The organism is Streptococcus infantis (assembly GCF_047460405.1).
GTDB lineage: Bacteria > Bacillota > Bacilli > Lactobacillales > Streptococcaceae > Streptococcus > Streptococcus infantis_Q.
In genome coordinates this window covers 1-25686 of sequence record NZ_JASHGH010000002.1, presented here as the reverse complement: position 1 = coordinate 25686, position 25686 = coordinate 1, and the positions used below count along the sequence as shown (strand labels likewise).

The 25686-nt window shown below is 38.5% G+C and carries 26 protein-coding genes; 24 read left to right on the top strand and 2 right to left on the bottom strand.

The window, feature by feature from the left end; genetic code table 11:
* Positions 1–32: 32 nt before the first annotated feature.
* The 5 genes from QM928_RS01090 to QM928_RS01070 are packed head-to-tail and all read left to right on the top strand — an operon-like array spanning position 33 to position 4254.
* Complete coding sequence (locus tag QM928_RS01090; protein ID WP_371620441.1) at positions 33–728, top strand: lantibiotic protection ABC transporter ATP-binding protein; 696 nt, start codon at positions 33–35, stop codon at positions 726–728.
* 2 nt (positions 729–730) lie between these two features.
* Positions 731–1468, top strand: coding sequence for a lantibiotic immunity ABC transporter MutE/EpiE family permease subunit (locus QM928_RS01085; RefSeq protein ID WP_414294325.1), 738 nt, complete (start codon positions 731–733; stop codon positions 1466–1468).
* A complete protein-coding gene (locus QM928_RS01080) occupies positions 1468–2205 on the top strand; it encodes a lantibiotic immunity ABC transporter MutG family permease subunit (RefSeq protein ID WP_414294326.1) in 738 nt (245 codons plus the stop codon). The genes QM928_RS01085 and QM928_RS01080 overlap by 1 nt, the downstream gene beginning before the upstream one ends.
* A 19-nt stretch (positions 2206–2224) precedes the next feature.
* A complete protein-coding gene (locus tag QM928_RS01075) occupies positions 2225–2884 on the top strand; it encodes a response regulator transcription factor (RefSeq protein WP_414294327.1) in 660 nt (219 codons plus the stop codon).
* Positions 2875–4254 (top strand): sensor histidine kinase, encoded by a 1380-nt coding sequence (locus tag QM928_RS01070; protein WP_414294328.1) that lies wholly within the window; start codon positions 2875–2877, stop codon positions 4252–4254. Before QM928_RS01075 ends, QM928_RS01070 begins: the two co-directional genes overlap by 10 nt.
* Before the next feature lie 383 nt (positions 4255–4637).
* Here QM928_RS01070 and QM928_RS01065 read toward each other — a convergent pair whose 3' ends face one another.
* Positions 4638–5606, bottom strand: coding sequence for an NAD(P)/FAD-dependent oxidoreductase (locus tag QM928_RS01065; protein WP_414294329.1), 969 nt, complete (start codon positions 5604–5606; stop codon positions 4638–4640).
* Between the two features lie 134 nt (positions 5607–5740).
* Here QM928_RS01065 and cdaA point away from each other — a divergent pair, with 134 nt between their 5' ends.
* From cdaA to QM928_RS01005, 12 genes are all read left to right on the top strand, one after another.
* Positions 5741–6598, top strand: coding sequence for a diadenylate cyclase CdaA (cdaA, locus tag QM928_RS01060; protein WP_414294330.1), 858 nt, complete (start codon positions 5741–5743; stop codon positions 6596–6598).
* On the top strand, positions 6585–7376 hold the full coding sequence (locus tag QM928_RS01055) for a YbbR-like domain-containing protein (RefSeq protein WP_414294331.1): 792 nt from the start codon (positions 6585–6587) through the stop codon (positions 7374–7376). The genes cdaA and QM928_RS01055 overlap by 14 nt, the downstream gene beginning before the upstream one ends.
* Before the next feature lie 26 nt (positions 7377–7402).
* Entirely contained in the window at positions 7403–8752 is a 1350-nt protein-coding gene (glmM, locus tag QM928_RS01050; RefSeq protein WP_414294332.1) for a phosphoglucosamine mutase, read from the top strand.
* 65 nt (positions 8753–8817) lie between these two features.
* Positions 8818–9192 carry a DUF1149 family protein gene (locus QM928_RS01045; protein ID WP_075232111.1) on the top strand — a complete coding sequence of 125 codons (375 nt, stop codon included), beginning with the start codon at positions 8818–8820 and terminating at the stop codon, positions 9190–9192.
* Positions 9193–9195: 3 nt separating this feature from the next.
* Complete coding sequence (locus QM928_RS01040) at positions 9196–10044, top strand: DegV family protein (RefSeq protein WP_075232110.1); 849 nt, start codon at positions 9196–9198, stop codon at positions 10042–10044.
* Between the two features lie 281 nt (positions 10045–10325).
* On the top strand, positions 10326–11093 hold the full coding sequence (gene dapB / locus QM928_RS01035; RefSeq protein ID WP_414276637.1) for a 4-hydroxy-tetrahydrodipicolinate reductase: 768 nt from the start codon (positions 10326–10328) through the stop codon (positions 11091–11093).
* A complete protein-coding gene (locus tag QM928_RS01030) occupies positions 11090–12289 on the top strand; it encodes a CCA tRNA nucleotidyltransferase (protein ID WP_414276638.1) in 1200 nt (399 codons plus the stop codon). Before dapB ends, QM928_RS01030 begins: the two co-directional genes overlap by 4 nt.
* Positions 12286–14154, top strand: coding sequence for an ABC-F family ATP-binding cassette domain-containing protein (locus QM928_RS01025; protein ID WP_414294333.1), 1869 nt, complete (start codon positions 12286–12288; stop codon positions 14152–14154). The genes QM928_RS01030 and QM928_RS01025 overlap by 4 nt, the downstream gene beginning before the upstream one ends.
* A gap of 319 nt (positions 14155–14473) precedes the next feature.
* Entirely contained in the window at positions 14474–14758 is a 285-nt protein-coding gene (locus QM928_RS01020) for a hypothetical protein (RefSeq protein WP_414294334.1), read from the top strand.
* Positions 14759–14880: 122 nt separating this feature from the next.
* Positions 14881–15393: an adenine phosphoribosyltransferase gene (locus tag QM928_RS01015; protein ID WP_414294335.1), complete on the top strand. Its 513-nt coding sequence runs from the start codon at positions 14881–14883 to the stop codon at positions 15391–15393.
* 191 nt (positions 15394–15584) lie between these two features.
* On the top strand, positions 15585–16529 hold the full coding sequence (gene metA / locus QM928_RS01010; RefSeq protein WP_075230842.1) for a homoserine O-acetyltransferase MetA: 945 nt from the start codon (positions 15585–15587) through the stop codon (positions 16527–16529).
* A gap of 8 nt (positions 16530–16537) precedes the next feature.
* A complete protein-coding gene (locus QM928_RS01005; protein WP_414294336.1) occupies positions 16538–17212 on the top strand; it encodes a DnaD domain-containing protein in 675 nt (224 codons plus the stop codon).
* Between the two features lie 235 nt (positions 17213–17447).
* Here QM928_RS01005 and QM928_RS01000 read toward each other — a convergent pair whose 3' ends face one another.
* A complete protein-coding gene (locus QM928_RS01000; RefSeq protein ID WP_414294337.1) occupies positions 17448–18899 on the bottom strand; it encodes an alpha-amylase in 1452 nt (483 codons plus the stop codon).
* Positions 18900–19145: 246 nt separating this feature from the next.
* Here QM928_RS01000 and QM928_RS00995 point away from each other — a divergent pair, with 246 nt between their 5' ends.
* From QM928_RS00995 to QM928_RS00965, 7 genes are read left to right on the top strand one after another with little or no spacing between them, the layout of a single operon-like run.
* Positions 19146–20309 carry a class I SAM-dependent rRNA methyltransferase gene (locus QM928_RS00995; RefSeq protein ID WP_414294338.1) on the top strand — a complete coding sequence of 388 codons (1164 nt, stop codon included), beginning with the start codon at positions 19146–19148 and terminating at the stop codon, positions 20307–20309.
* Positions 20306–20983, top strand: a complete 678-nt coding sequence (gene aroD, locus QM928_RS00990) for a type I 3-dehydroquinate dehydratase (RefSeq protein ID WP_301559084.1) — start codon at positions 20306–20308, stop codon at positions 20981–20983. The genes QM928_RS00995 and aroD overlap by 4 nt, the downstream gene beginning before the upstream one ends.
* The gene (locus QM928_RS00985) at positions 20973–21827 is read left to right on the top strand and encodes a shikimate dehydrogenase (RefSeq protein ID WP_414294339.1); all 855 of its coding nucleotides are present in this window, start codon (positions 20973–20975) and stop codon (positions 21825–21827) included. The genes aroD and QM928_RS00985 overlap by 11 nt, the downstream gene beginning before the upstream one ends.
* 18 nt (positions 21828–21845) lie before the next feature.
* Positions 21846–22913 (top strand): 3-dehydroquinate synthase, encoded by a 1068-nt coding sequence (aroB, locus tag QM928_RS00980; RefSeq protein WP_414294340.1) that lies wholly within the window; start codon positions 21846–21848, stop codon positions 22911–22913.
* A gap of 9 nt (positions 22914–22922) precedes the next feature.
* Positions 22923–24089 carry a chorismate synthase gene (aroC, locus tag QM928_RS00975; protein WP_414294341.1) on the top strand — a complete coding sequence of 389 codons (1167 nt, stop codon included), beginning with the start codon at positions 22923–22925 and terminating at the stop codon, positions 24087–24089.
* Between the two features lie 9 nt (positions 24090–24098).
* Positions 24099–25202, top strand: a complete 1104-nt coding sequence (locus QM928_RS00970; RefSeq protein ID WP_414294342.1) for a prephenate dehydrogenase — start codon at positions 24099–24101, stop codon at positions 25200–25202.
* Between the two features lie 11 nt (positions 25203–25213).
* Entirely contained in the window at positions 25214–25552 is a 339-nt protein-coding gene (locus QM928_RS00965) for a YlbF/YmcA family competence regulator (RefSeq protein WP_414294343.1), read from the top strand.
* Positions 25553–25686 lie beyond the last annotated feature (134 nt).

Below are 25686 nucleotides of genomic sequence, written 5' to 3'. Positions count from 1 at the left end.
ATTATTGAAGTGTAAATTTAAGGAGGATCAAAATGGAAAAAAATATTTTAGAGACACGGAATTTGTCAAAGAAATTTGGGAATCAACTTGTAGTGAATAATATTTCATTACAAGTGAAAGAGAATTGTATCTACGGATTACTTGGTCCAAATGGTGCTGGGAAATCAACTACACTAAAGATGATAACAGGAATGCTCCATAAATCGTCCGGAGATATTATATTTAATGATCATACATGGAGTAGAAAGGATCTTGAACAAATTGGTGCCTTGATAGAGCTACCTCCGTTATATGAGAACTTAAGTGCAAGAGAAAATTTAAAAGTAAGAACAATGTTACTTGGATTACCCGAATCAAGAATTGATGAAGTTCTAAAAATCGTTGGTCTATCAAATACAGGTAAAAAAAGAAGTGGAAAATTTTCTTTGGGAATGAAACAACGATTAGGAATTGCAATAGCACTGTTAAATAATCCTAAATTATTAATTTTAGATGAACCAACCAATGGCTTAGATCCATTGGGAATTCAAGAATTAAGGGAGATGATTCTTGGCTTTCCAAAACAAGGCATTACAGTAATTCTATCCAGCCATAATATTTCCGAAGTTGAGCAAGTTGCAGATTATATCGGGATAATATGTGAAGGTGAATTAAAATACCAAGATATAAAAAACTCTCAAGAAAGTTTAGAAAATTTATTCTTGGAAGTAGTAAAGAAGGAGAATTAAAAATGATAAATTATATCCTTAGTGATTATTTAAAATATAAAAGAACTTTTTTAAAAAAAATAATCTATATAATACCTATATCTTTGATAATTCTTTCTTATATACTGGCACCACCATATTTTACAGTAGATTCATATAATTGGTGGTATACTATAATTATGCCAATTACTTATGCACTGATTCCTGCTTTAATGAATCGATACGAAGATAAAAAAATAAAATATAGGGCAGTTTATCCTCTAAGTATTGATTTAAGAAAGATTTGGATATCAAAAATTATTGTAGCAAGCTGTTTGATTCTGATGACAAGTTTGGTTCATTTGATAGCAGTTTTAATTGTGCAATTTATTTTTGGAGAACAAATATTTTTAAGCTATAGCTTTAGTACTTTATTAGTTTCGAGTATAGCATTAGTGGTATCAAGCATATGGCAAATTCCATTTTGCCTACTATTAGCTAAAAAGTTTGGTTTTTCTATTAGTCTTATGATAAATGGTTTACTAGGTGTTGTACTTGGAATAATGTTTTCTGCTGGAGATTATTGGTTGTTTTCCCCATATAGTTGGAGTATAAGAGCTATGGTTCCAATGCTGAAAATTATGCCAAATGGACTACCAGCAGATTCAGGAAATATGATGTTAAGTACATCCATTTTGCCTCCATGTATCTTCTCAATTCTGTTATTTCTTCTATTATCTTACTTATCATCTATTTGGTTTGCAAAACAGGAGGTGGGATAGTGATAAATATTTTAAAGTCTGAACTATATAAGATAAAACATACTTGGTTACCCTGGTTATATCTGTTTCTCCCAATACTATTTGTGATTATGATATATGCTGGTTTTAAATTTACGAGCCTAAGTAGGTATTCAATTGAGGATGTCACATTAAATTATTTGATTACGTTAGGTGCATTGTTCCCGATTATTATTGGTTTTATTACTGCAAAGGTAATAGAAATGGAAGCAGAAGCAGGTTGTTTTCAGATAATGTTAACTGGTTCGCAATCAAGAACTAGTATGTATATTGGTAAGTTATTATCCTTATTGTTGTGTGCATCTCTATCACTTTTTTTACTCCAAAGTAGTTTTTTGATATTTTTTAATTATCAAGAATTTTATGATTTGATATTGGAATCAGTCTTAATGATTATCGGAGTTGTTCCGTTATATTTAATACATCTGGTTATTAGCCTCAGATTTGGGAGTGGTGCCTCTATTGGTCTTGGTTTCTTTGAAACATTGATAGCTCTGCTTGCTGTTACAAGTATGGGGGATAAGATTTGGTATTACATACCAAGTTCTTGGTCTTCAAGACTTTGTGGTCTTTACTTTGTAGATAAAATATCTGGTGAAAACTTATTTTATTATGAATTTTTTAAATGGTCTTTAGTTGCAACACCAATGATAGTTGTAATTTTATTTGTAAGTTTGATTTGGTTTAATAAATGGAACGGCAGAACTAATATGGAATAGAAATGAAGGTGGTAATAAGATGGTGAAAATATTGGCTATAGATGATGAAATGGATCTTTTAGTTTTAATCAAAAATATTTTAACGCAAAAATTATATCATGTAGATATTTTTCAAAATCCAACAGAGGTGCCTATTTCTAAATTATCAGAGTATGATTTAATTTTATTAGACATAATGATGCCAAAAATCGATGGTATATCTTATTGTAAATCTATTAGAGATAGAGTAGACTGTCCCATCTTATTTTTAACTGCAAAATCTTTGGAAAGTGACATTGTTTCAGGTTTTTCAACAGGAGCTGATGATTACATTTTAAAACCTTTTGGAGTAAATGAATTAATTGCGAGAGTTGATGCTCATTTACGTCGAGAAAACCGAGAGAGACATTTAAGTTTAAATCTTGGAGAAATTAGATTTGATTTATCAGCGAATATAATTTATGTAAATGATAAGAAAATTCCTTTTACAAAATCTGAGTATCGAATTTGTGAACTTCTGGCACGTAGGCGCGGGCAAGTATTTTCAAGAGAACAGATTTATGAGATGATATTTGGATATGATGGGATAGGTAATTCTTCAGCTATTTCAGAACATATTAAGAATATTCGCGCAAAACTACAGAAGGAAGGTTTATCTCCAGTAGTAACTGTATGGGGAATTGGATATAAATGGGAATAAAATTAAAAGGGCAATCGCTAAGAATAATATTTTTAGAATATCTAATAAGTTTAGGAATTGTATTGTTTCTTTCACTTGGTTTAGTAATTCTGATGTTCAACACCATGTATTCATTAGGATTTATTTTACCTGCCGATTACACAGAAAATCAGATTCATGAGCGGAAGAATGCGATAGCCAATACAGAGACCTTTGATAAAAATCTTATACCAGATAATGCTTCATATCTATTAATTTCAAAGGACGGGAATATCATTTCTAGTTCAATGAGTAAAGATGAAGAAGATCGAGCAATTCGATACTATAATAATGAGATAGTATATAATACCCCATCTTATAGCTATATAGAAATTTTACGAAATGACGGTTATTGTATTATTCAATATTCAGTAAAACCCTATTTTACAAATAAATTCATGGCAAAATATTTTCCTAATGTCAATGCAGTGTATCTCAGTATTCTTATTTTAGTTAGTTTACTAAATACATTGATTGTTACAATAGTATGGGCTAAATATCTTGTAAAACAGCTTTCACCTATATTAGCCGCTTCCGAAAAAATATCAGAACAAACTTTAGATTTTGAACTGCATTATTCAAGAGTCAAAGAATTTAATGAAGTTCTATTTAGCTTGGAGAAAATGAGAAATGCTTTGCAAGAGTCATTAATCAAAGAGTGGCTACAGGAAGAAAATAAGCAAAAACAGATTTCTGCCTTGATACATGACTTGAAAACCCCAGTATCTATTGTTCAAGGAAATGCTGAGTTGCTTAAAAATACATCTGTAACAGCGGACCAGAGTATTTATATAGATTATATACTGAGGAATAGCAATAGAATATCTGAATATATAAAAACACTTCTAATCATGAATAAGAATTCTAATGCCACTGAATACCAGCCACAATCGTTGGCAGTAAAAACTGTATCAGAACAATTGGTAACAGTTTCTAAAGAACTAATATCAATTAATTCTAACAATCTAAAAACTAATGTAGTAGTTGAAGATGGTATAATGAGTGTAGACTTGAAACTCTTAGAGAGAGCATTGCAAAATGTCTTAGCGAATTCAATTGAAAATAATAATGGAATAGTTACATTGGAATTGAATTTAAAAACTGTAGATGAATTTTTAGAAATATCAATATTAGATAACGGGAAAGGTTTTTCTGATATCGATTTAATTCACGCAAAAGAACAGTTCTATCGTGGAGATTATAGCAGGCATTCTGCAACCAATTATGGTATTGGACTATTTATTACTGAACAAATAATTAAATTACATGGTGGATCAGTAATCTTGAAAAATAGAGAAGCTTGTCGTGGTGCTGAAGTTAAATTTATATTACCGATACAGAATAATAAATGAGCCAGTTTAACACTTAACTTATGTAATAATTAATCTAACAGCTACTAACATCATACTTTATAACATGTTCATAACTGTATTTAACGTTAATTTGTAAATTTTAACTTCGAACTTTCACTACAAATTACACTAAGAATAGAATATTATCTAGTATTACTTATACGGTGCACAGAGTTTGTTAGTCTGAATATGTCGGAATGAGAGGAAATATTAAAAAACTAATCAATAAGTATTAAACTTTATATAAAAAGCAAATAAAGGTGGTTAGTGGAAAAGTTTTTAAAATCATAAAAACGCATAATAGCAAGTTCTTTGGATACTTGTTATTATGCGTTTTATCATGAAATTTCACTTGATTTTTTAATAAAGTTGTAATTTTGACATTATAGGCTTGTTGAGTGTTTTGGTTGTACTTTTTGTTCTGGGTCAATGTAGTTAATGGCATTGTTGACAGCAGTTGGTGCTTCCCCAAGACCTGTTGCAATCAAGTCAATCTTACCTTCGTAGTAGCAGCAGTCACCGATAGCATAAATTCCAGCTTGGCTTGACTCTTGCTTGCTATTGACGATAATCTTGTGGCGGTTCAGTTCTAATCCCCACTTTTTAAGATTACCGACAGAAGATTTAAAGCCATAGTTGACAAAGAGATGATCTAGTTCAAGGTTTTCGGTCTCATCGGATTTAACTTTTGATATTTCAAGCTTGTCAAGAGTTTTTCCATCTCCAAGAAGTTGACTTGGTACAAATGGTGTTTTGATAGTCACAGAAGACTCTTGCAAGGCTTGTACACTATGTTCAAGAGCACGGAAGTTATCGCGACGGTGCACAAGTGTTGTTGGAGCAATCTTTTCAAAAGCTAGTGCCCAGTCCACAGCTGAGTCACCACCACCGAGGATGGTTACCTTCTTGCCAGCATATTGTTGAATATTAGAAACGTGGTAGTGGATATTGTCATAGCCTTCCACGCCTTCTAATTCTAGTGGACGAGGTTTAAAGGCACCACCACCCATAGCAATAATAACGGTTTTAGAAGTATGATTTCCCTTATTAGTTGTAATCTTAAAAACATCATCCTCTTTTTCAATCTCAAGAACAGTTTCATTGAGGTGAACAGGCGTCTCAAACCCTTCAAGTTGTTCCAAAAGGCGGTTAGTCAATTCTTCCCCTGTGAGGTTTGGAAAACCTGGAACATCGAGAATTTGTTTTTCAGGATATAGGATGGCAGGTTGACCACCTAGTTGAGGAAGAGAATCGATGATTTGTACTTTGGCTTGACGAAGGTGAGCATAAAAGGCAGCGAAAAGACCGACAGGTCCACCTCCTACAATGGTGATATCATATAGTTCAGACATGGTTTCTCCTTAATTCATTTCTATCATTTTATTCTATCATATTTTCTACCAATTTAAAATGAAGTAGGGGGAAGAAAATTTTCATATAAAATGATATAATGAAGAGTAGCTTTTTTATGGAGAGGAGGCCCAGAATGAATTTTCAGCAATTATCTAATCTTCAATACTGGTCTAGTTTATTTTCCAGTCCTTGGAGTATTCTGATAAATGTGATTGATATTCTTATCGTTGCCTATATCTTATACCAATTTACAAAATCAATTGCAGGAACCAAGATTATGATCCTGGTTCGAGGTGTTTTAGTTTTTATCCTAGCTCAGATAGTAGCAAATACCCTAGGATTAACGACTATTTCTTGGTTGATCAATCAATTGATTACTTACGGTGTTATTGCAGCGGTTGTTATTTTCTCTCCAGAAATTCGGACAGGTTTAGAGCGCTTGGGACGTGCGACTGATTTCTTTTCAAGTACACCAATGAGTTCAGAAGAACAGATGATTCAGGCCTTTGTTAAAGCGGTAGAATATATGAGCCCGCGGAAAATTGGAGCACTTGTATCAGTTCAGCGTGTTAGAACCTTGCAGGAATATATTTCCACGGGGATTCCTTTAGATGCTAAGATTTCTGCAGAACTCTTAATCAATATCTTCATTCCAAACACACCTTTACATGATGGTGCAGTCATTATAAAAGGTGATCGAATAGCTGTAACATCTGCTTATCTTCCACTTACTGAAAACACTGGTATTTCTAAGGAGTTTGGAACGCGACACCGTGCAGCCATTGGTTTATCTGAAGTATCAGACGCCTTAACATTTGTTGTGTCAGAAGAAACTGGAGGCATTTCCATTACCTATAATGGTGTCTTTAAGCATGATTTAACGATGGAAGAATTTGAGGAAGAACTACGTTGTATACTGATTCCGGAAAATTCACAAGAGCCAAGCTTAACAGAGCGTATATTAGGAGGCTGGAAGAATGAAAAAAAATAGTTTATATATCATCTCCTCACTCCTCTTTGCTTGCGTTTTATTTATCTACGCTACCTCTATTAATTACCAAAATAATAATAATGCAAGATCGGCTCGAACAGAAACCTATACCAATACGGTCGTAAATGTACCGATTGATATTCAGTACGATAGTGAGCAGTATTTTATTAGCGGTTTTAGTTCAGAAGTAACGGTATTTTTAACTGGATCCAATCGAGTGACCTTGGCTAGTGAGATGCAAGAAAGCACTCGTAAATTTAAGGTTACTGCAGATTTAACACAGGCGACAGAAGGAACGGTTGAAGTACCCTTGACCATTGAGAATCTTCCGAGCGGTTTAACAGCCCTAGCAACACCGCAGAAAATCACCGTTAAAATTGGGAAGAAGGCAACACGGGATAATTTACCAGTCACTCCACAGATTGACTCTGGTAAGGTTGATGAACGGATTCTCATTGACAGTGTGACTGTTTCAGATGAACGCGTTTCAGTTACAAGTGATGGCGATACCTTATCTAAGATTGATAAGATTGTAGCTGTCTTACCAACGAGTGAAAAAATTACTGGAAATTATACGGGTTCAGTTCCCTTACAAGCTATTGATAAGAATGGAACAGTTTTACCAACGGTGATTACACCGTATGAAACAACCATGAAGATAACAACGAAACAAGCTAGATCAGCAAGTAGTTCTAGCTCATCAACGACAAGCTCATCTTCGGGCAGTTCGTCTTCAACTGGTTCTGAAACCAAGCCAGACTCTTCAAAAAAAGACTAATAAAACACAATAGAAAAGGATAAAAAATGGGTAAATATTTTGGAACGGACGGAGTCCGTGGAGAAGCAAACGTAGAATTAACGCCAGAATTGGCTTTTAAACTTGGTCGCTTCGGAGGATATGTCCTCAGTCAACATACGACGGAAGCACCTAAGGTTTTTGTAGGACGAGACACTCGTATCTCAGGTCAAATGCTTGAATCTGCCTTGATTGCTGGACTCCTTTCAGTCGGAATTCACGTTTATAAGCTTGGAGTTCTTGCAACACCAGCAGTAGCATACTTGGTTAAAACTGAGGGAGCAAGTGCAGGTGTCATGATTTCAGCTAGTCATAACCCAGCCCTTGATAACGGAATTAAATTCTTTGGTGGTGACGGCTTTAAACTAGACGATGACAAAGAAGCAGAAATCGAAGCCTTGCTTGATTCAAGTGAAGATACTCTTCCACGTCCAAGCGCTGAAGGTTTAGGTACTGTTGTTGATTATCCAGAAGGCTTGCGCAAGTACGAAGCCTACCTTGTTTCAACTGGAACTCCTCTTGAAGGGATGAAGGTGGCCTTGGATACTGCCAACGGTGCAGCTGCAACAAGTGCTCGTCAAATTTTTGCAGACCTAGGTGCTCAATTAACAGTTATCGGTGAAACACCAGATGGCCTTAATATCAACTTGAACGTTGGTTCAACTCATCCAGAAGCTTTGCAAGAACTTGTAAAAGAAAGTCAATCTGCCATTGGCTTAGCCTTCGATGGGGATAGTGACCGTTTAATTGCTGTTGATGAAAATGGCGACATCGTCGATGGTGACAAGATTATGTACATTATTGGTAAATACCTTTCTGAAAAAGGTCAGTTGGCCCAAAACACTATTGTGACAACAGTTATGTCCAACCTTGGTTTCCATAAGGCCTTGGATCGTGAAGGAATCAATAAAGCAGTTACTGCTGTTGGAGACCGCTATGTCGTTGAAGAAATGAGAAAATCTGGCTACAATCTCGGTGGTGAGCAGTCAGGTCACATTATCTTGATGGACTATAATACTACTGGTGATGGGCAACTATCAGCTGTGCAATTGACGAAAATCATGCAAGAAACAGGTAAGAGTTTGTCTCAATTGGCCTCAGAAGTGACCATTTACCCACAAAAATTAGTCAATATTCGTGTGGAAAATGCCATGAAAGAAAAAGCCATGGAAGTGCCAGCTATCAAGGCTATTATTGAGAAGATGGAAGCAGAAATGGCAGGTAATGGTCGCATCCTCGTTCGCCCAAGTGGAACGGAGCCACTCTTGCGTGTCATGGCAGAAGCACCTACTACTGAGGAAGTAGACTACTATGTAGACACTATTGCTGAAGTTGTTAAAACTGAGATTGGTATTTAGTAACTCTAGCAGAAAATAAAAAAATATGGTACAATGGCAACTATATTGTACTAATGGAGATGAAAATGAATTTAAAACGTGAACAAGAATTTGTCAGCCAGTATCACTTTGATGCGCGTAACTTTGAATGGGAAAATGAAAATGGAGCACCTGAAACTAAGGTTGATGTAAACTTCCAGTTGCTTCAGCATGATCAAGATAATCAAGTTACTTCTTTGGTAGTTGTTTTGAGCTTTATGATTGTCTTTGATCGATTTGTCATTAGTGGAACGATTTCTCAAGTCAATCATGTTGAAGGTCGTATTATCGATCAACCAAGTGATTTCAGCCAAGAAGAGGTTGAGACACTAGCTCGTCCATGTTTGGATATGCTTAATCGTTTGACTTATGAAGTAACAGAAATTGCCCTTGATATACCGGGAATTAATTTGGAGTTTTAAGAAATGAAATTAGCGGTCATAACAGACTCGTCTGCTTTTCTACAAGCGGAAACCTTGCGGAAAGAAGATTTATTTGTGCTAGACATTCCTGTGAATATCGATGGACAGGAGTATGTTGAAGGTGTAAATCTAACCGCTCAAGAATTTTATGAAAAAATGGCTTCAGCAAGCGAATTGCCAAAAACGAGCCAACCAAGTATTGCCAAGTTAGATGAAATTTTATCATCATTAAAAGCTAAAGGCTATACACATGCCTTGGGTCTTTTCCTATCTTCTGGAATTTCAGGGTTTTACCAAAATATCCAATACATGAAGGATGAGTTTGAAGGTTTGACCATTGCTTTTCCAGATACTCGAATTACAAGTGCTCCTTTAGGCTATATGGCTGAAAGTGTCTTTAAATGGGTAGAACAGGGAGATGGTTTCGAGTCTATCTTAGATAAAGTAACTGAACAGATTGAAAATACCTCAGCCTTTATTATGGTGGATGATCTTGACCATCTAGTTAAGGGGGGACGTCTTTCAAATGGTGCGGCCATTTTAGGGAATCTCCTTAGTATCAAGCCAATCCTATACTTCAATGACCAAGGTGTGATAGAAGTATATGAAAAGGTTCGTACAGAGAAAAAGGCTACCAAACGCTTGGTTGAAATTGTTAAAGAAGCAACAGCTATTGGGAATTACCAGATTACTGTCATTCACGGGAATGCTCCTCAAAAAGCAGCAGATTTACGTCAACTTTTGATTGATGGTGGAGTGGCTACAGATGTTTCAATTGCAACCTTCGGTAGTGTTATTGGGACTCACCTGGGAGAAGGAAGTATTGCTTTGGGCTATACACCCATAATCTAGACTATTTTTTAGGGGCAACTAAGGTCCTTTGTATCTTGAAATTCAACACGTCTGGAACCCAGTGTGAAAAAGATAGTTCTTCCAAGGAGTAGATACTCCTTGCTCAGACCTCCTATTTTCACTTTGTGTTCTTACAGGCTTTGTATCTTAGAAATTGAACACGGACTACCTGCCTCTTGAAAAAAGATGCCTGTCTTGCCTTTCGTGGAAAGTCAGCGCCATTCCCTATTTTTCATGGGCAGCTAACGTCCTTTGTATCTTAAACAGGAGTAGAGATTGAGATGAGTATTCGAGTAATTATTGCTGGTTTTAAGGGAAGAATGGGCCAATCTGCTTGTCAAATGGTTTTGTCTGATCCTGAACTTGAACTAGTAGCAGTTGTAGATCCTTTCGAGTCTGAGACCCAATGGCAAGGAGTTCCTGTTTTCAATGATAAGAATGACTTGGCAGGTTTTGAGGCAGATGTATGGGTTGACTTTACAACGCCAGCTGTTGCCTATGAGAATACACGTTTTGCTCTTGAAAATGGCTTTGCTCCAGTGGTTGGTACAACAGGCTTTACTAGTCAGGAAATCGAAGAATTAAAAGATTTTTCTCGTTCACAAGACTTGGGTGGCTTGATTGCTCCCAACTTTGCTTTGGGTGCTGTCTTGCTCATGCAATTTGCGGCACAAGCTGCAAAATACTTCCCAAATGTAGAGATTATTGAGCTTCACCATGACAAGAAAAAAGATGCTCCGAGCGGAACAGCTATCAAAACAGCGGAATTGATGACAGAAGTTCGTGAGTCTATCCAACAAGGTGCTAGTGATGAGGAAGAACTCATTTCAGGGGCACGTGGAGCCAACTTTGATGGTATGCGAATCCACTCAGTCCGTTTGCCAGGTTTGGTAGCTCATCAGGAAGTTATATTTGGAAATCAGGGAGAAGGATTGACTCTACGTCATGACTCCTATGATCGTAGCTCCTTCATGACAGGGGTGAATTTGGGAATCAAAGAAGTTGTCAAGCGTCATGAGCTTGTCTATGGATTAGAACACTTATTATGAGATTAACACAAATGCCTTCTGAATTTCAGAAGGCTTTACCAGTATTAGAAAAAATTAAAGAAGCAGGCTTTGAAGCCTATTTTGTTGGAGGCTCTGTTAGGGATGCCCTACTCAATCGTCCCATCCATGATGTGGATATTGCGACTTCATCTTATCCAGAAGAGACCAAGCAGATTTTTCCACGGACAGCTGACATTGGCATTGAGCACGGAACAGTTTTGGTTTTAGACGGAGATGAAGAGTACGAAGTAACCACTTTTAGAACTGAGGATGTCTATGTAGACTACCGTAGACCAAGTTCAGTTTCTTTTGTTCGTTCGTTAGAAGAGGACCTCAAACGCCGTGATTTCACAGTCAATGCCTTTGCCTTGGATGAGATGGGAAAAATCATTGATTTGTTCGATGGTTTGAGAGATCTAGATAATCAAGTTTTACGAGCAGTTGGTGTAGCTAGTGAGCGTTTCAATGAAGATGCTTTGCGGATTATGCGTGGTTTCCGTTTTCAGGCCAGTCTTGGCTTTGAGCTTGAGCAAGAAACCTTTGAAGCTATGAAAGATCTGACACCACTATTAGAGAAAATTTCTGTGGAACGTACTTTTGTTGAATTTGATAAACTTCTATTAGCTCCTCATTGGCGAGTAGGTCTGTCTTCTATGATTGCAAGTAAAGCTTATGATTATCTTCCGGATATGGCTGGTAGTCAGGAGAACCTCCAATCTTTATTTGACTTAGATGCTGATTTTACTTTTGAATCTTCTGAACAAGCCTGGGCTGCACTTTTATGGGTTTTAGAAGTGGAAGATGCTCAACAATTTTTGAAACATTGGAAAACTTCGCGTCAATTCGCTAAGCAAGTTCAAGATTTACTTACGATCTTAGAACTTCGTGAAGAAGGGGAACTAAGCAAGCGCGATTGTTACCGTTTTGATCTAGATTTGCTTTTACAGGCTGAAAATCTTCGTCAGGCTCAAGGAAAAGAAGTCAATCCACAGGCTATCGAAGAGACTTACCACAGCCTAACCATCCATGATAAAAAAGAAATTCAAATCAATGGTGGGATTTTGATCAAAGAATATGGCTATCAACCAGGACCAGAAATGGGAGAAATTTTAGCAGAGATTGAGTATGCTATTGTAGATGGAGATTTGGAAAATAACTTGGAAGCTATTCATGCCTACTTGAGGGAGAAAAAATGAGTGATTTTATCGTTGAAAAACTAAGTAAATCCGTTGGAGACAAGACTGTCTTTAAGGATATTTCCTTTATCATCCATGACTTGGACAGAATCGGTCTTATCGGTGTCAATGGAACTGGAAAAACAACCCTTTTAGATGTTCTTTCAGGAGTTTCTGGTTTTGATGGTGACGTAAGCCCTTTTTCGGTAAAAAATGATTACAAGATTGGCTACTTGACTCAGGACCCAGATTTTGATGATAGTAAGACTGTCTTGGATACTGTTCTATCGAGTGATTTGAAAGAAATCCAGTTGATCCGTGAGTATGAATTGCTCATGCTCAACTACAGTGAGGATAAGCAGGCACGTTTGGAAAGGGTTATGGCGGAGATGGATTCCCTCCAAGCTTGGGAAATTGAGAGTCAGGTCAAGACCGTTCTCAGCAAGTTGGGTATTCAGAATTTATCAACTCCCGTTGGAGCCCTGTCAGGTGGTTTGCGAAGACGGGTTCAGTTGGCGCAAGTCCTTCTGGGCAACCATGATCTTTTGCTTCTTGATGAGCCTACCAACCACTTGGATATTGCGACCATTGAGTGGCTAACCCTCTTCTTGAAAAATTCCAAGAAAACAGTGTTATTTATCACCCACGACCGTTACTTCCTAGATGCGCTTTCGACGAGAATTTTCGAGTTGGACCGAGCAGGATTGACCGAGTATCAGGGGAATTACCAAGATTATGTCCGTCTCAAGGCTGAACAGGATGAGCGAGATGCAGCTCTTCTTCACAAAAAAGAGCAACTTTATAAGCAGGAATTGGCCTGGATGCGCAGACAACCACAGGCTCGTGCAACCAAGCAACAAGCACGTATCAATCGTTTCCATGATCTGAAAAAAGAAGTCTCAGGAACTACAGCTGAGACAGACTTGAGCATGAATTTTGAAACCAGCCGTATCGGTAAAAAGGTGATCGAGTTTAAGGATGTTTCCTTTGCCTATGATGACAAACCGATTCTGCAACATTTTAACCTTTTGGTTCAAGCCAAAGACCGTATCGGAATCGTTGGGGACAACGGTGTTGGGAAGTCAACCCTTCTTAACCTCATTGCAGGAAGTCTTGAACCAACTGATGGACAAGTTATCATCGGCGAAACGGTTCGCATCGCCTATTTCTCTCAGCAAATCGAAGGCTTGGATGAAAGCAAGCGGGTTATCAATTATTTGCAGGAAGTGGCAGAAGAGGTTAAGACCAGTGGTGGCTCTACGACCTCTATCGCGGAGTTGTTAGAACAGTTCCTTTTCCCGCGCTCAACTCACGGCACCTTGATTGAGAAGTTGTCTGGTGGTGAGAAAAAACGACTTTACCTCCTTAAACTTCTCCTCGAAAAACCAAATGTTCTCCTCTTGGATGAGCCAACCAATGACCTAGATATTGCGACCTTGACAGTTTTGGAGAATTTCTTGCAAGGCTTTGCTGGTCCAGTTTTGACAGTTAGCCATGACCGCTATTTTTTGGATAAGGTAGCGACCAAGATTCTCGCTTTTGAAGATGGTAAGATTCGTCCTTTCTTTGGGCATTATACCGACTACCTAGATGAAAAAGCCTTCGAAGCAGAAGCAACAAGCCAAGTTCAAAAGGCTGAGAAGGAAAAAGTTGTCAAAGTCCGTGAAGAAAAGAAACGCATGACCTACCAAGAAAAGCAGGAGTGGGCAAGTATTGAAAGTGATATCGAAGCCTTGGAAAATCGTATCTCTGTTATTGAAGAAGAAATGCAGGCCAATGGCTCTGACTTTGGCAAACTAGCTACCCTTCAAAAAGAGTTAGATGAGAAGAATGAAGCCTTGCTTGAAAAATATGAACGCTATGAATATTTAAGTGAGTTAGCTTAATGGAAGAAAAAATCATAAAATGGAGCAGTAAGACAATCATCTGGACTACTCTTCTCTGCTTGATTGAGTTAGCTTTTCTGATTTGGATACTCTCTTTTATGATGACCTATCCCAAGGAGGCACCTGTGGGATTGGTGGTATTAATACTCTTTGTTGGTTTCTTAATCATCATTGTTGGATGGATTTTGTATGAACGTTTGCGACTTCTTTTTCAGATAAAGAGTATTTGAAATGTACGTCCCAAGTTTTTTCCTATAAGCCACATCCTAAAAAAGATTGGCAGTTTTATTCTTGGGAATAAGTAGAAACATTTTCTCTTATGAGAATTAAGGGGGGAATAAATTCAAGGGATTTTTATACTATTGAAGTTCATTTTTATGACAAGGATTTTATAAAACCCAACTCTTTATGGAATCGTCTACGAAGTAGATTTTTGACTGCAAAGCAAGCAAATGTTTTGAAAATCCCAATCTATTTGCTGGATGTTGGTTTACCGCGCAGAGTATTTGAAACCATGTCCTACTTTGAGCGAGAGTGGCGAATCCAACAAAATCGTCAACGCAATCAAAACTCTAAAAGCAAAAAGAAGGAAAGATTTCATTAAACGAGCAATAGTTATAGATTTGATTAGAAGCCTTGGACTCAGTTTCCAGGGGTTCTTTCTATTTCTCTTTTCTAAGATTTATGGTATAATAGGGAGTAAAAACTTAAAAAGAAAGAAATGCTATGAACTTAAAAGATTACATTGCAAGTATTGAAAATTATCCACAAGAAGGAATTACATTCCGTGATATCAGCCCTTTGATGGCCAACGGCAATGCCTACAGCTATGCTGTTCGTGAAATTGTTCAATACGCTACTGACAAAAAAATCGATATGATTGTTGGACCAGAAGCGCGTGGATTTATCGTTGGATGTCCAGTCGCTTTTGAATTGGGAATCGGTTTTGCGCCTGTTCGTAAACCTGGAAAACTACCACGTGAAGTTGTTTCAGCTGACTACGAAAAAGAATATGGTGTTGATACTTTGACTATGCACGCAGATGCTATCAAACCAGGACAACGTGTTCTTATCGTAGATGACCTCTTGGCAACAGGTGGTACTGTTAAGGCTACCATCGAAATGATTGAAAAATTAGGTGGAATCGTAGCAGGTTGTGCCTTCTTGATCGAACTTGATGAGCTTAAAGGTCGTGAAGCTATCGGAGATTACGACTACAAGGTGCTTATGCATTATTAATGAAAAACAGTCCCTAGGGCTGTTTTCTCTTCATTTGATATAAAAATAAGCTATACCTAGTTAGAGAAAAACTATAATTGAAAACTATATCTTCTTACAGTATAATAAAGGGAAAGAGAAACGTCAGCATTTTTCCCCGTTGACGATACCATGTTTACTTGAGTCCAATATGATACAGTAAGGAGATTTCTATGCCGATTCGAATTGATAAAAAATTACCAGCAGTTGAGATTTTACGAACGGAAAATATTTTCGTCATGGATGACCAGAGGGCGGCTCATCAGGATATTCGACCACTGAAAATTCTGATTTTAAACTTGATGCCACTGAAAATGGTTACAGAAACTCAGCTTTTACGCCATTTAGCCAATACTCCTTTGCAGTTAGATATTGAATTTTTATATATGGAAAGTCATCAGTCGAAAACAACTCGTTCTGAGCATATGAAGACTTTTTATAAGACCTTCTCAGAAGTTCAAGACCAGTATTTTGATGGCTTGATTATTACAGGTGCTCCAGTTGAACATCTCCCTTTTGAAGAAGTGGACTATTGGGAGGAATTTACTAAGGTTATCGATTGGTCTAAGACTCATGTCTTTTCAACCCTGTATATTTGCTGGGGAGCACAAGCGGGTCTATACTATCGCTATGGCGTAGATAAATACCAGATGGACCAGAAGCTTTCTGGGATTTATTCTCAAGATGTTTTGAAAGAAGGTCATCTTCTACTGAGAGGTTTTGATGATTTATATGTATCCCCTCATTCTCGCCATACAGAAGTCCACAAAGAAGATATTCTAAACAAAACAAATCTAGAGATTTTAGCATCAGGAGAAGAGGTAGGAGTCTCTATCCTTGCGAGTCGAGATTTGAGAGAAGTCTATAGCTTTGGGCATTTAGAGTATGATCGCGATACGCTCGCAAAGGAATATTTTAGAGATCTAGATGCTGGTTTAGATCCACATATACCAGAAAATTATTTCAAAAATGATGACATTCATGAACTTCCTTGTATGAGGTGGAGTTCATCTGCAGCCCTCTTTTTCAGTAACTGGGTAAATTATGCAGTATACCAAGAAACGCCTTTTGAATGGAAGAGTGCAGAAGAAGATGTGTCTCATTTTGGATATTTATAAGAGGAATTATGACATATTTAGATGCTTTCAAATCAGGGAACTTGGTGTTACCAAGTGCTCTGCTCTTACACTACAATCAACTGTTCTCATCAAGCGATGATTTTCTTGTTTGGCAATTTTTTTATCTGCAAAACACAACGGCCTTGGGCGAATTGTCCCCAAGCCAAATCGCTGAGAAAATAGGCAAGCAGGTCTATGAAGTCAATCAAGCAATTTCACGCTTGACAGAAAAAGGCTTACTCCAATATCGTACTATTGAACTCAATGGAGAAATAGAAGTTATTTTTGATGCGACTTTGGCTTTAGAGCGCTTAGACCAACTTTTTGAAAAGCAAGAACCAAACCAAGTGGCACCTGCTAAAAATGATTTGAAAGACTTGGTGGAAACCTTCCAACAAGAGCTAGGTCGTCTCTTAAGTCCTTTTGAAATCGAAGATTTAGAAAAGAGTTTGAAAGAAGACGGAACCAGTGCGGACCTGATCAAAGAAGCCCTACGTGAGGCCGTTTTGAATGGAAAACCAAATTGGAAGTATATCCAAGCTATCCTAAGAAACTGGCGTCATGAAGGCATTAAGAGTGTAGTCCAGGTAGAGGCTAAGCGTCAGGAGAGAGAAGCGACTAATCCTCAAAATGTTCAAGTTTCTGCAGATTTTCAAAATGCTATGGATCTTTGGAAAGACTAATTTTAAGTATTGATAATAGAAAAAAATGCCTACAGGCTAGAAAGAAAATCTAGCTTGTGGGCATTTTTTGTGTGTTTTATACTCAATGAAAATCAAAGAGCAAACTAGGAAGCGAGCCGCAGGTTGCTCAAAACACAGTTTTGAGGTTGTGGATAGAACTGACGAAGTCAGTAACACATATACGGCAAGGAGAAGCTGACGTGGTTTGAAGAGATTTTCGAAGAGTATTAATTGATTAGTTAGCCAGTCCCCATACACTAAGAGAGCGTTCTGTAACTGGGAAATCTCCATAACCTTCAGCATTGATGGTTACTTGGTCAGGATGGTTACCAAGCAAATCAACAAATGTTTGGTCAGCCCATTCTTGACCGACGAACATAGTTTTGGAGTTTGCTTGGCCATTAGAAATTACGATGGCAAGTGGTGATTGATTTCCAGCTCCTGAACGAACCCAACCGATACAATTAGGGTCGTCAAAGTAGTCAGTCTGCTCTCCGTAAGCCAACTCTTTTCGAATAGCTAGCAAACGGTCAAGAACATCTTTGAAATCTTGCTGAGCATATTGACCAGAGATACCGTAGTAGTCTCCATAAAAGACACATGGGAGTCCCTGCTCTCGCAAAAGAATGAGGGCGTAGGCTGCTGGTTTAAACCATTCTTCAACAGTGGATTCAAGAGCTTGGCCACGTTGAGTATCATGGTTATCGACAAAGGTTACAGCTCGGTCTGGATTGAGTTGTACTAGACTATCCTCAAAGATGCTTGTTAAATCATAGTCTTCTCCAGATTTGCTTGCTTCAAAGAGATTTTGGTGAAGGCGAACATCGACAAGATCAAAGCGCTCTTCAATCTTTTCAAGGTAGTCCAGATTTGCTTCCTTGTCTGGATTCCAGAATTCTCCAAAGACATAGAAATCTTGGCCATATTTTTCTTTGATATCGCGAATGAAGTTGCGCATAAAGAAAGAGTCAATGTGTTTAACTGCATCTAAACGGAAACCAGCTACACCAGTTGTTTCCATAAACCAATCTGCCCAATCGTAAATATTTTTTATCACTTCAGGATGTTTGAAATCTAGATCGGCATACATGAGATAGTCGTAATTGCCATTCTCATTGTCGACTAATTCTTCATGAGCCCAACCTTTGTTGTCTCCCTGTATCAGATAGATCCCAGATTTACGGCGTTTGGCATCATAGTCAGTTCCAGTAAAGTGGTACCAGTGCCAGTGGAAGTCATTGTAGGTGTTTTGTCGTCCGTCAAAGGTAAAACCAGTCCAGCCATTGATGGTAAAAGGTTCTCCTAGTTCCACAGTTCGATCTTCGGGATCCACTTCTATCACTTGGAAAGATTCTAAATGGTCAGCGGCTGCTTTATGATTTAAGACGATATCAGCCATTGGTTGAATCCCATGAGATTTTAAAGTTTGGATGGCATGAAGATAGTCTTCTTTAAAACCATATTTGGTACGTATAGTACCTTTCTGATTAAATTCTCCAAGGTCAAATAGGTCATAGACGCCATAACCAACATCCTTTTCATTTGTTGCTTTAAAAGCAGGTGGCATCCAAATGTGACTAATACCTAAGTTGGCTAGGTGCTCAGCGTCGTCAGCTAGGCGTGTCCAGTGCTGACCGTCGTGGGGCAAATACCACTCAAAATATTGCATTAGGGTTTGATTTTTCATAGTTGATCCTCTTACTTACAGTGATGAGAATTATTGTAGCATAAAGTCAAAGAATATGCAAACGTTTGCGTTATAATTAAACTCTTTGAATTTTATGTCTATTTTTCAATTGGAAGTGTTGAAATACTATAAAAGAAAAATAGTAGGACTAATGGGAGGAAAAATTCTCTCAGATAGGGCAAGATGATGGATGAATCAATAGTTTCTATTTTGTGAATTGTCACAAAATTTGTTATAATAGTGTTTATGAATAAAGTATTCGTCAGTAGACGTGTTGAAAAAAAACTAAACCAAGGTCTAGTACTTTTGGAGGAAATTGATTTTCCAGAACTATCTGAAACTGATCAAGAAGTTGAGTTATTTAGTCAAAACAAGCAGTTTTTGGGCATGGCTTATTTATCTCGTCAAAATAAGGGGATTGGTTGGTTTGTAACGAACCAGCAGCTTTCTTTTAACCAAAAATTCTTTGAAAGTTTGTTTGAAAAAACCAAACAAAAACGTTCTTCTTACTATCAAGATGAGTTGACAACTGCCTTTCGTTTGTTTAATCAAGAAGGCGATGGCTTTGGTGGAATGACTTTGGATCTCTATGGAGATTATGTTGTTTTCTCCTGGTATAACTCCTATGTCTATGGGCTTCGCCAACAGATCTTAGCAGCCTTTGCTCAGGTTTTCCCTGAAGTCTTAGGTGCCTATGAAAAGATTCGTTTTAAAGGTCTAGACTATGAGTCTGCCCATATCTATGGTCAAGAAGCACCAGAAAATTTTACAGTTCTTGAGAATGGAGTTCTCTATCAAGTCTTTATGAATGACGGTCTTATGACAGGCATCTTCTTAGACCAACATGAAGTGCGTGGTAGCTTGGTTGATGGTTTAGCTATGGGAAAATCCTTACTCAATATGTTTTCCTACACAGCAGCTTTCTCAGTTGCTGCAGCAATGGGAGGAGCTAGTGAAACAACCTCTGTAGACCTAGCCAAACGTTCGAGAGAACTGTCAGAGGCTCATTTTCATGCCAATGGACTCAGTCTTGACAATCATCGTTTCATTGTTATGGATGTCTTTGAATACTTTAAATACGCTAAACGTAAGGGCTTGTCTTATGATGTGATCGTTCTAGATCCACCTAGCTTTGCCCGTAATAAAAAGCAAACTTTCTCTGTAGCTAAGGACTATCACAAGTTGATTTCCCAGAGTTTAGAGATTTTAAATCCGGGAGGTATGATCATTGCTAGCACTAATGCTGCCAATGTTTCCCGTCAAAAATTTATAGAACAAATCGACAAAGGATTTGCAGGAAGAAAGTACCAGGTTCTTAATAAATATGGACTTCCAGCAGACTTTGTCTACAATGAAAAAGATGAAAGTAGTAATTACCTTAAGGTGATTAGCATGAAGGTAACTAAATGAAATTAGTCGTTTCAGTAATGCCAAAGAGTTTAGAAGAGGCGCAAGGAATCGATGCCATGCGGTATATCGATGCTGATATCATTGAGTGGCGTGCCGACTTCCTACCAAAGGAAGCCATTTTACAGGTAGCTCCAGCTATTTTTGAAAAATTTGCAGGCCGCGAACTCCTCTTTACCCTGCGAACTCGTGCTGAGGGAGGCGAGATCGATTTGGATTCGGCAGAGTATGTACAAATTATCAAAGATGTAGCTCAACTCTATCAACCAGAATACATTGATTTTGAGTATTTCTCCCATAAGGATGTTTTTGAAGAGATGCTTGATTTTCCAAATCTAGTCTTGAGTTATCATAATTTCCAAGAAACTCCAGAGAATATGATGGAAATCTTATCCGAGCTAACCAGCCTAACTCCCAAAGTGGTTAAAGTATCGGTTATGGCTCATACAGAACAAGATGTATTGGACCTTATGAACTTTACACGTGGCTTTAAAACACTGAACCCAGAACAAGAATATGTGACGATTTCTATGGGGAAAATGGGTAAGGTTTCTCGTATCACTTCAGATGTGACGGGTTCTAGCTGGTCTTTTGCGAGTCTGGACGAAGCCAGTGCTCCAGGACAGATTTCACTTTCTAGCATGAAAAAAATTCGGGAGATACTAAATGAAGATTGATGGCTACACACGTTTAGCAGCTGTAGTCGCCAATCCTATCAAACACTCCATTTCACCTTTCATTCACAACAGAGCTTTTGAGGCAACTCATACCAATGGGGTTTATCTTGCTTGGGAGGTAGAAGGAACTGACTTGGCAGAAACAGTTGCCAACATTCGTCGTTACCAGATGTTTGGAATCAATCTTTCTATGCCCTACAAGGAGCAGGTTATTCCTTATTTGGATCAATTGAGTGAAGAAGCTCGTTTGATTGGTGCTGTCAATACAGTGGTGAATCGAGATGGAACTTTAATCGGATATAACACAGATGGCAAGGGATTCTTTAAGAGCTTGCCTTCTTTTAAAATATCTGGGAAAAGAATGGTCTTGTTAGGAGCAGGCGGTGCAGCCAAGGCAATTTTGGCACAGGCAATCTTAGATGGAGTCAGTCAGATTTCTGTCTTTGTACGTTCGACTTCAATAGAAAAAACAAGACCTTACTTAGAGAAACTACAAAATGAAACAGGGTTTAAAGTAGATTTATTTGCTTTAGAAGATGTTTCTGAACTGCAAGCAAGGATAACTGATTCGGATTTACTGGTAAATGCGACTAGTGTTGGTATGGATGGAACCTCTCAGCCAATCCCAACAAGCATCGTTTTACCAGAAAAGCTATTGGTAGCAGATGTGATTTATCAACCCTTTGAAACACCATTTCTAAAGTGGGCAAGGAGCCAGGGAAATCACGCTGTTAATGGCCTAGGCATGTTGCTTTACCAAGCAGCTGAAGCTTTTCAGTTATGGACCGGCAAGGAAATGCCAACAGATCAAATCTGGGAATTACTAAAACAAAAGTATCAATAAAGAAAAAGGAGAACTGCTATGAAAATCAGAATAGACCTTCCCCACCATCCTTATGATATTCAGATTAAAAAAGGATGCCTGTCTCAAGCAGGAAAATGGTTGCGGGAACTTTGGCAACCGCAAAAAGTCGTTATCATTACCGATAACCATGTGGCCTCTCTCTATGCAGAAAAAGTTAAATTGAGCCTAGAGGATGCTGGTTTTCAAGTGGCAGTTTTTGACTTTCTAGAGGGTGAAGAGCGAAAAAATCTAACCACAGTTCAAAAGGCTTATGAATTTCTAGTTAAGCAAGACTTGACTCGCAGTGACGGCATCGTAGCTCTAGGTGGTGGTGTCGTTGGTGATTTGGCTGGCTTTGTAGCCTCAACCTATATGCGAGGTATTCACTTTTTTCAAATTCCGACCAGTTTGACTGCTCAAGTCGACTCTTCAATCGGTGGTAAGACAGGAGTGAATACTCCTTTTGCCAAGAATATGGTAGGAACTTTTGCCCAGCCAGATGGCGTTTTGATTGACCCAACTGTTCTTGAAACCTTAGGGAAGAGAGAGTTGATTGAAGGAATGGGTGAAGTCATCAAGTATGGCTTAATTGAAGATCCAGAACTCTGGGACATATTATCTGAAATGGATGGTTCTGTAGAGAGTATTTTGGAGCATTCAGAAAGTTTGATTGAGCATTCTTGCCAGGTGAAGCGCAAGATGGTAGTCGAAGATGAATTGGACAATGGCATTCGTCTGTATCTCAATTTTGGTCATACAATTGGCCATGCTATCGAAGCAACTGCTGGTTATGGACGTGTCATGCATGGTGAGGCAGTAGCGATGGGAATGGTTCAGGTCTCTAAGGTAGCCGAACAAAAAGGTCTCATGCCAGCTGGAATCACTCAGTCAATTCGAGAAATGTGTCAGAAATTTGGCCTTCCTGTGGATTATGAAAACTGGGATGTTGATAAGCTGTATCAGGCTTTAACTCACGATAAAAAAGCGCGTGGGAATACCATGAAATTAGTTTTGGTGCCAGAACTTGGTTCAGCCACCATTCATCCCGTCTCACTCGAAGAAATGAAAGATTACTTGGTAAAATAAGGAGAATGTATGAGATATTTAACAGCAGGAGAATCACACGGTCCTCGTCTGACAGCAATTATTGAAGGAATTCCAGCAGGCCTTCCTTTGACTGCTGAGGATATCAATGAGGATCTTAAACGTCGCCAAGGTGGTTACGGTCGTGGTGGCCGCATGAAGATTGAGAGTGATCAGGTTGTCTTTACTTCTGGCGTTCGTCATGGAAAGACGACAGGGGCTCCCATTACCATGGATGTCATTAACAAAGACCACCAAAAATGGTTGGATATCATGTCTGCAGAGGATATTAAAGACAAGCTTAAAAGTAAACGAAAAATCACTCATCCTCGCCCAGGTCACGCTGACTTGGTAGGAGGTATCAAATACCGCTTTGATGATTTGAGAAATTCCCTAGAACGTTCATCTGCCCGTGAAACGACTATGCGAGTAGCAGTCGGGGCTGTGACTAAACGACTATTGGCTGAGCTTGATATTGAAATTGCTAACCATGTTGTTGTTTTTGGTGGCAAAGAAATTGATGTTCCAGAAAACTTGACAGTCGCAGAGATTAAGAAACTAGCTGCCCAGTCAGAAGTTTCTATCGTCAACCAAGAACGTGAGCAGGAGATCAAGGACTATATTGACCAAATCAAACGTGATGGAGATACCATCGGTGGTGTTGTCGAAACAGTTGTCGGTGGTGTTCCAGTTGGTCTGGGTTCCTATGTTCAATGGGATCGCAAACTAGATGCAAGATTAGCTCAAGCAGTTGTCTCCATCAATGCCTTTAAGGGTGTGGAGTTTGGACTTGGTTTTAAAGCAGGTTATCTCAAGGGTAGCCAAGTCATGGATGAAATTCTCTGGTCACCAGAAGATGGCTATACTCGTCGGACTAATAATCTTGGAGGTTTCGAAGGTGGTATGACCAATGGTCAACCGATTATTGTTCGTGGGGTTATGAAACCAATTCCGACTCTCTATAAGCCATTGATGAGTGTCGATATTGAAACTCATGAGCCTTATAAAGCAACAGTTGAGAGAAGTGATCCTACTGCTCTTCCAGCAGCAGGTGTCGTTATGGAGGCAGTCGTAGCAACGGTTTTGGCTCAAGAAATACTTGAGAAATTCTCCTCTGATAATCTGGAAGAATTAAAAGAAGCTGTTGCGAAACATCGGGAGTATACAAAGAATTATTAAGGAGTTCTTATGGCAAAAACCATCTATATCGCAGGACTAGGTTTGATTGGTGCTTCCATGGCACTCGGAATCAAGCGGGATCATCCTGATTATGAAATTTTAGGATACAATCGTAGTCAAGCGTCTAGAGATATTGCCTTGGAGAGAGGAATGATTGACCGAGCGACGGATGACTTTGCCAGTTTTGCTCCACTTGCAGACGTCATCATTCTTACCCTGCCAATCAAGCAAACTATTGCCTTTATTAAGGAATTGGGCAACTTGGACTTGAAAGAAGGTGTCATTATTTCTGATGCTGGATCGACCAAATCAGCTATTGTAACTACAGCTGAGAAGTGTTTTGCTGATAAGTCCGTTCGCTTTGTTGGAGCTCATCCCATGGCAGGAAGTCACAAGACAGGAGCTGCCTCTGCAGATGTTAATCTTTTTGAAAATGCCTATTATATCTTCACGCCATCTAGTCTGACAACCTCGGATACGCTCGAAGAAATGAGAGACTTGCTGTCAGGTCTTCATGCTCGTTTCATTGAAATCGATGCTGAAGAGCATGATCGAGTGACTTCTCAGATTAGCCATTTTCCGCATATCTTAGCATCAGGCCTGATGGAACAAACTGCAAGTTATGCTGAAGAGCATGAAATGGCGCGACGCTTTGCAGCAGGTGGTTTTCGAGATATGACTCGAATCGCCGAAAGTGAGCCAGGCATGTGGACGTCTATCCTCTTATCTAATCGAGAGACTATTATTGAACGCATCGAGGATTTCAAGGGTCGTTTGGACGAGATTGAGCAAGCAATCAGCAAGGGTGATGAAAACCAAATCTGGAACTTTTTCAATCAAGCGCGGGAGCAACGCCAAGCTATGGAAATCCATAAACGTGGAGGAGTAGATAGCTCATTTGACCTCTATGTAGACGTTCCCGATGAGGAAGATGTTATCTTGCGCATCTTGGAATTGCTAAGAGGAACTTCCTTGGTCAATATCCATATCAATGAGGAAAACCGTGAAGATATTCACGGGATTCTGCAAATTTCCTTTAAGAATGCTCAGGATTTAAAACGTGCTGAGCAAGTCATTACAGAAAATACGAATTACACAGTCGTTATTAAATAAGGAGGACAATTATGTCAAATATTTATGATAGTGCAAACGAACTTAGTCGTGGACTACGCGAATTGCCTGAATACAAGGCGGTTAAAGAAGCTAGAGATGCTATCCAAGCCGATGCAGAAGCAAGCAAAATCTTTGCGGATTATATTGCTTTTCAGCATGAAATCCAAGTCATAGCCCAAACTGGTCAAATTCCAGATGCTTCTTTCCAGGAAAAAATGGAAAACTTTGGTAAGTTGATTCAAGGCAATGCTCTCTTGTCAGAATTCTTTGCAAAACAGCAACAACTTTCTATTTATCTATCTGATATTGAAAAAATTGTTTTTGAACCAATTTCAGAACTTTTAAAATAAGAATTTAGGTAACTTCTAAAACTAACTTCCAGTTTCCTACAACCTAGCTTTTAGTATGAGAAAAACGCGTGAAATCAGTGGAAATTCGTCTTAGACTAACTTCCACTGGTTTTCTTTTTCTTGATATATAAGGG

Bases quoted from the DNA above. Each gene is read 5' to 3' on its own strand.
- glmM (WP_414294332.1), top strand. From the start codon at position 7,403: ATGGGTAAATATTTTGGAACGGACGGAGTCCGTGGAGAAGCAAACGTA.
- QM928_RS01090 (WP_371620441.1), top strand. From the start codon at position 33: ATGGAAAAAAATATTTTAGAGACACGGAATTTGTCAAAGAAATTTGGG.
- QM928_RS00965 (WP_414294343.1), top strand. From the start codon at position 25,214: ATGTCAAATATTTATGATAGTGCAAACGAACTTAGTCGTGGACTACGC.
- QM928_RS01005 (WP_414294336.1), top strand. From the start codon at position 16,538: ATGACATATTTAGATGCTTTCAAATCAGGGAACTTGGTGTTACCAAGT.
- QM928_RS01030 (WP_414276638.1), top strand. From the start codon at position 11,090: ATGAGATTAACACAAATGCCTTCTGAATTTCAGAAGGCTTTACCAGTA.
- aroD (WP_301559084.1), top strand. From the start codon at position 20,306: ATGAAATTAGTCGTTTCAGTAATGCCAAAGAGTTTAGAAGAGGCGCAA.
- QM928_RS00985 (WP_414294339.1), top strand. From the start codon at position 20,973: ATGAAGATTGATGGCTACACACGTTTAGCAGCTGTAGTCGCCAATCCT.
- QM928_RS00995 (WP_414294338.1), top strand. From the start codon at position 19,146: ATGAATAAAGTATTCGTCAGTAGACGTGTTGAAAAAAAACTAAACCAA.
- aroC (WP_414294341.1), top strand. From the start codon at position 22,923: ATGAGATATTTAACAGCAGGAGAATCACACGGTCCTCGTCTGACAGCA.
- QM928_RS01040 (WP_075232110.1), top strand. From the start codon at position 9,196: ATGAAATTAGCGGTCATAACAGACTCGTCTGCTTTTCTACAAGCGGAA.
- QM928_RS01055 (WP_414294331.1), top strand. From the start codon at position 6,585: ATGAAAAAAAATAGTTTATATATCATCTCCTCACTCCTCTTTGCTTGC.
- QM928_RS01000 (WP_414294337.1), bottom strand. From the start codon at position 18,899: ATGAAAAATCAAACCCTAATGCAATATTTTGAGTGGTATTTGCCCCAC.
- QM928_RS01065 (WP_414294329.1), bottom strand. From the start codon at position 5,606: ATGTCTGAACTATATGATATCACCATTGTAGGAGGTGGACCTGTCGGT.
- QM928_RS00970 (WP_414294342.1), top strand. From the start codon at position 24,099: ATGGCAAAAACCATCTATATCGCAGGACTAGGTTTGATTGGTGCTTCC.
- QM928_RS01070 (WP_414294328.1), top strand. From the start codon at position 2,875: ATGGGAATAAAATTAAAAGGGCAATCGCTAAGAATAATATTTTTAGAA.
- metA (WP_075230842.1), top strand. From the start codon at position 15,585: ATGCCGATTCGAATTGATAAAAAATTACCAGCAGTTGAGATTTTACGA.
- QM928_RS01045 (WP_075232111.1), top strand. From the start codon at position 8,818: ATGAATTTAAAACGTGAACAAGAATTTGTCAGCCAGTATCACTTTGAT.
- QM928_RS01015 (WP_414294335.1), top strand. From the start codon at position 14,881: ATGAACTTAAAAGATTACATTGCAAGTATTGAAAATTATCCACAAGAA.
- cdaA (WP_414294330.1), top strand. From the start codon at position 5,741: ATGAATTTTCAGCAATTATCTAATCTTCAATACTGGTCTAGTTTATTT.
- dapB (WP_414276637.1), top strand. From the start codon at position 10,326: ATGAGTATTCGAGTAATTATTGCTGGTTTTAAGGGAAGAATGGGCCAA.
- aroB (WP_414294340.1), top strand. From the start codon at position 21,846: ATGAAAATCAGAATAGACCTTCCCCACCATCCTTATGATATTCAGATT.
- QM928_RS01075 (WP_414294327.1), top strand. From the start codon at position 2,225: ATGGTGAAAATATTGGCTATAGATGATGAAATGGATCTTTTAGTTTTA.
- QM928_RS01025 (WP_414294333.1), top strand. From the start codon at position 12,286: ATGAGTGATTTTATCGTTGAAAAACTAAGTAAATCCGTTGGAGACAAG.
- QM928_RS01085 (WP_414294325.1), top strand. From the start codon at position 731: ATGATAAATTATATCCTTAGTGATTATTTAAAATATAAAAGAACTTTT.
- QM928_RS01020 (WP_414294334.1), top strand. From the start codon at position 14,474: ATGAGAATTAAGGGGGGAATAAATTCAAGGGATTTTTATACTATTGAA.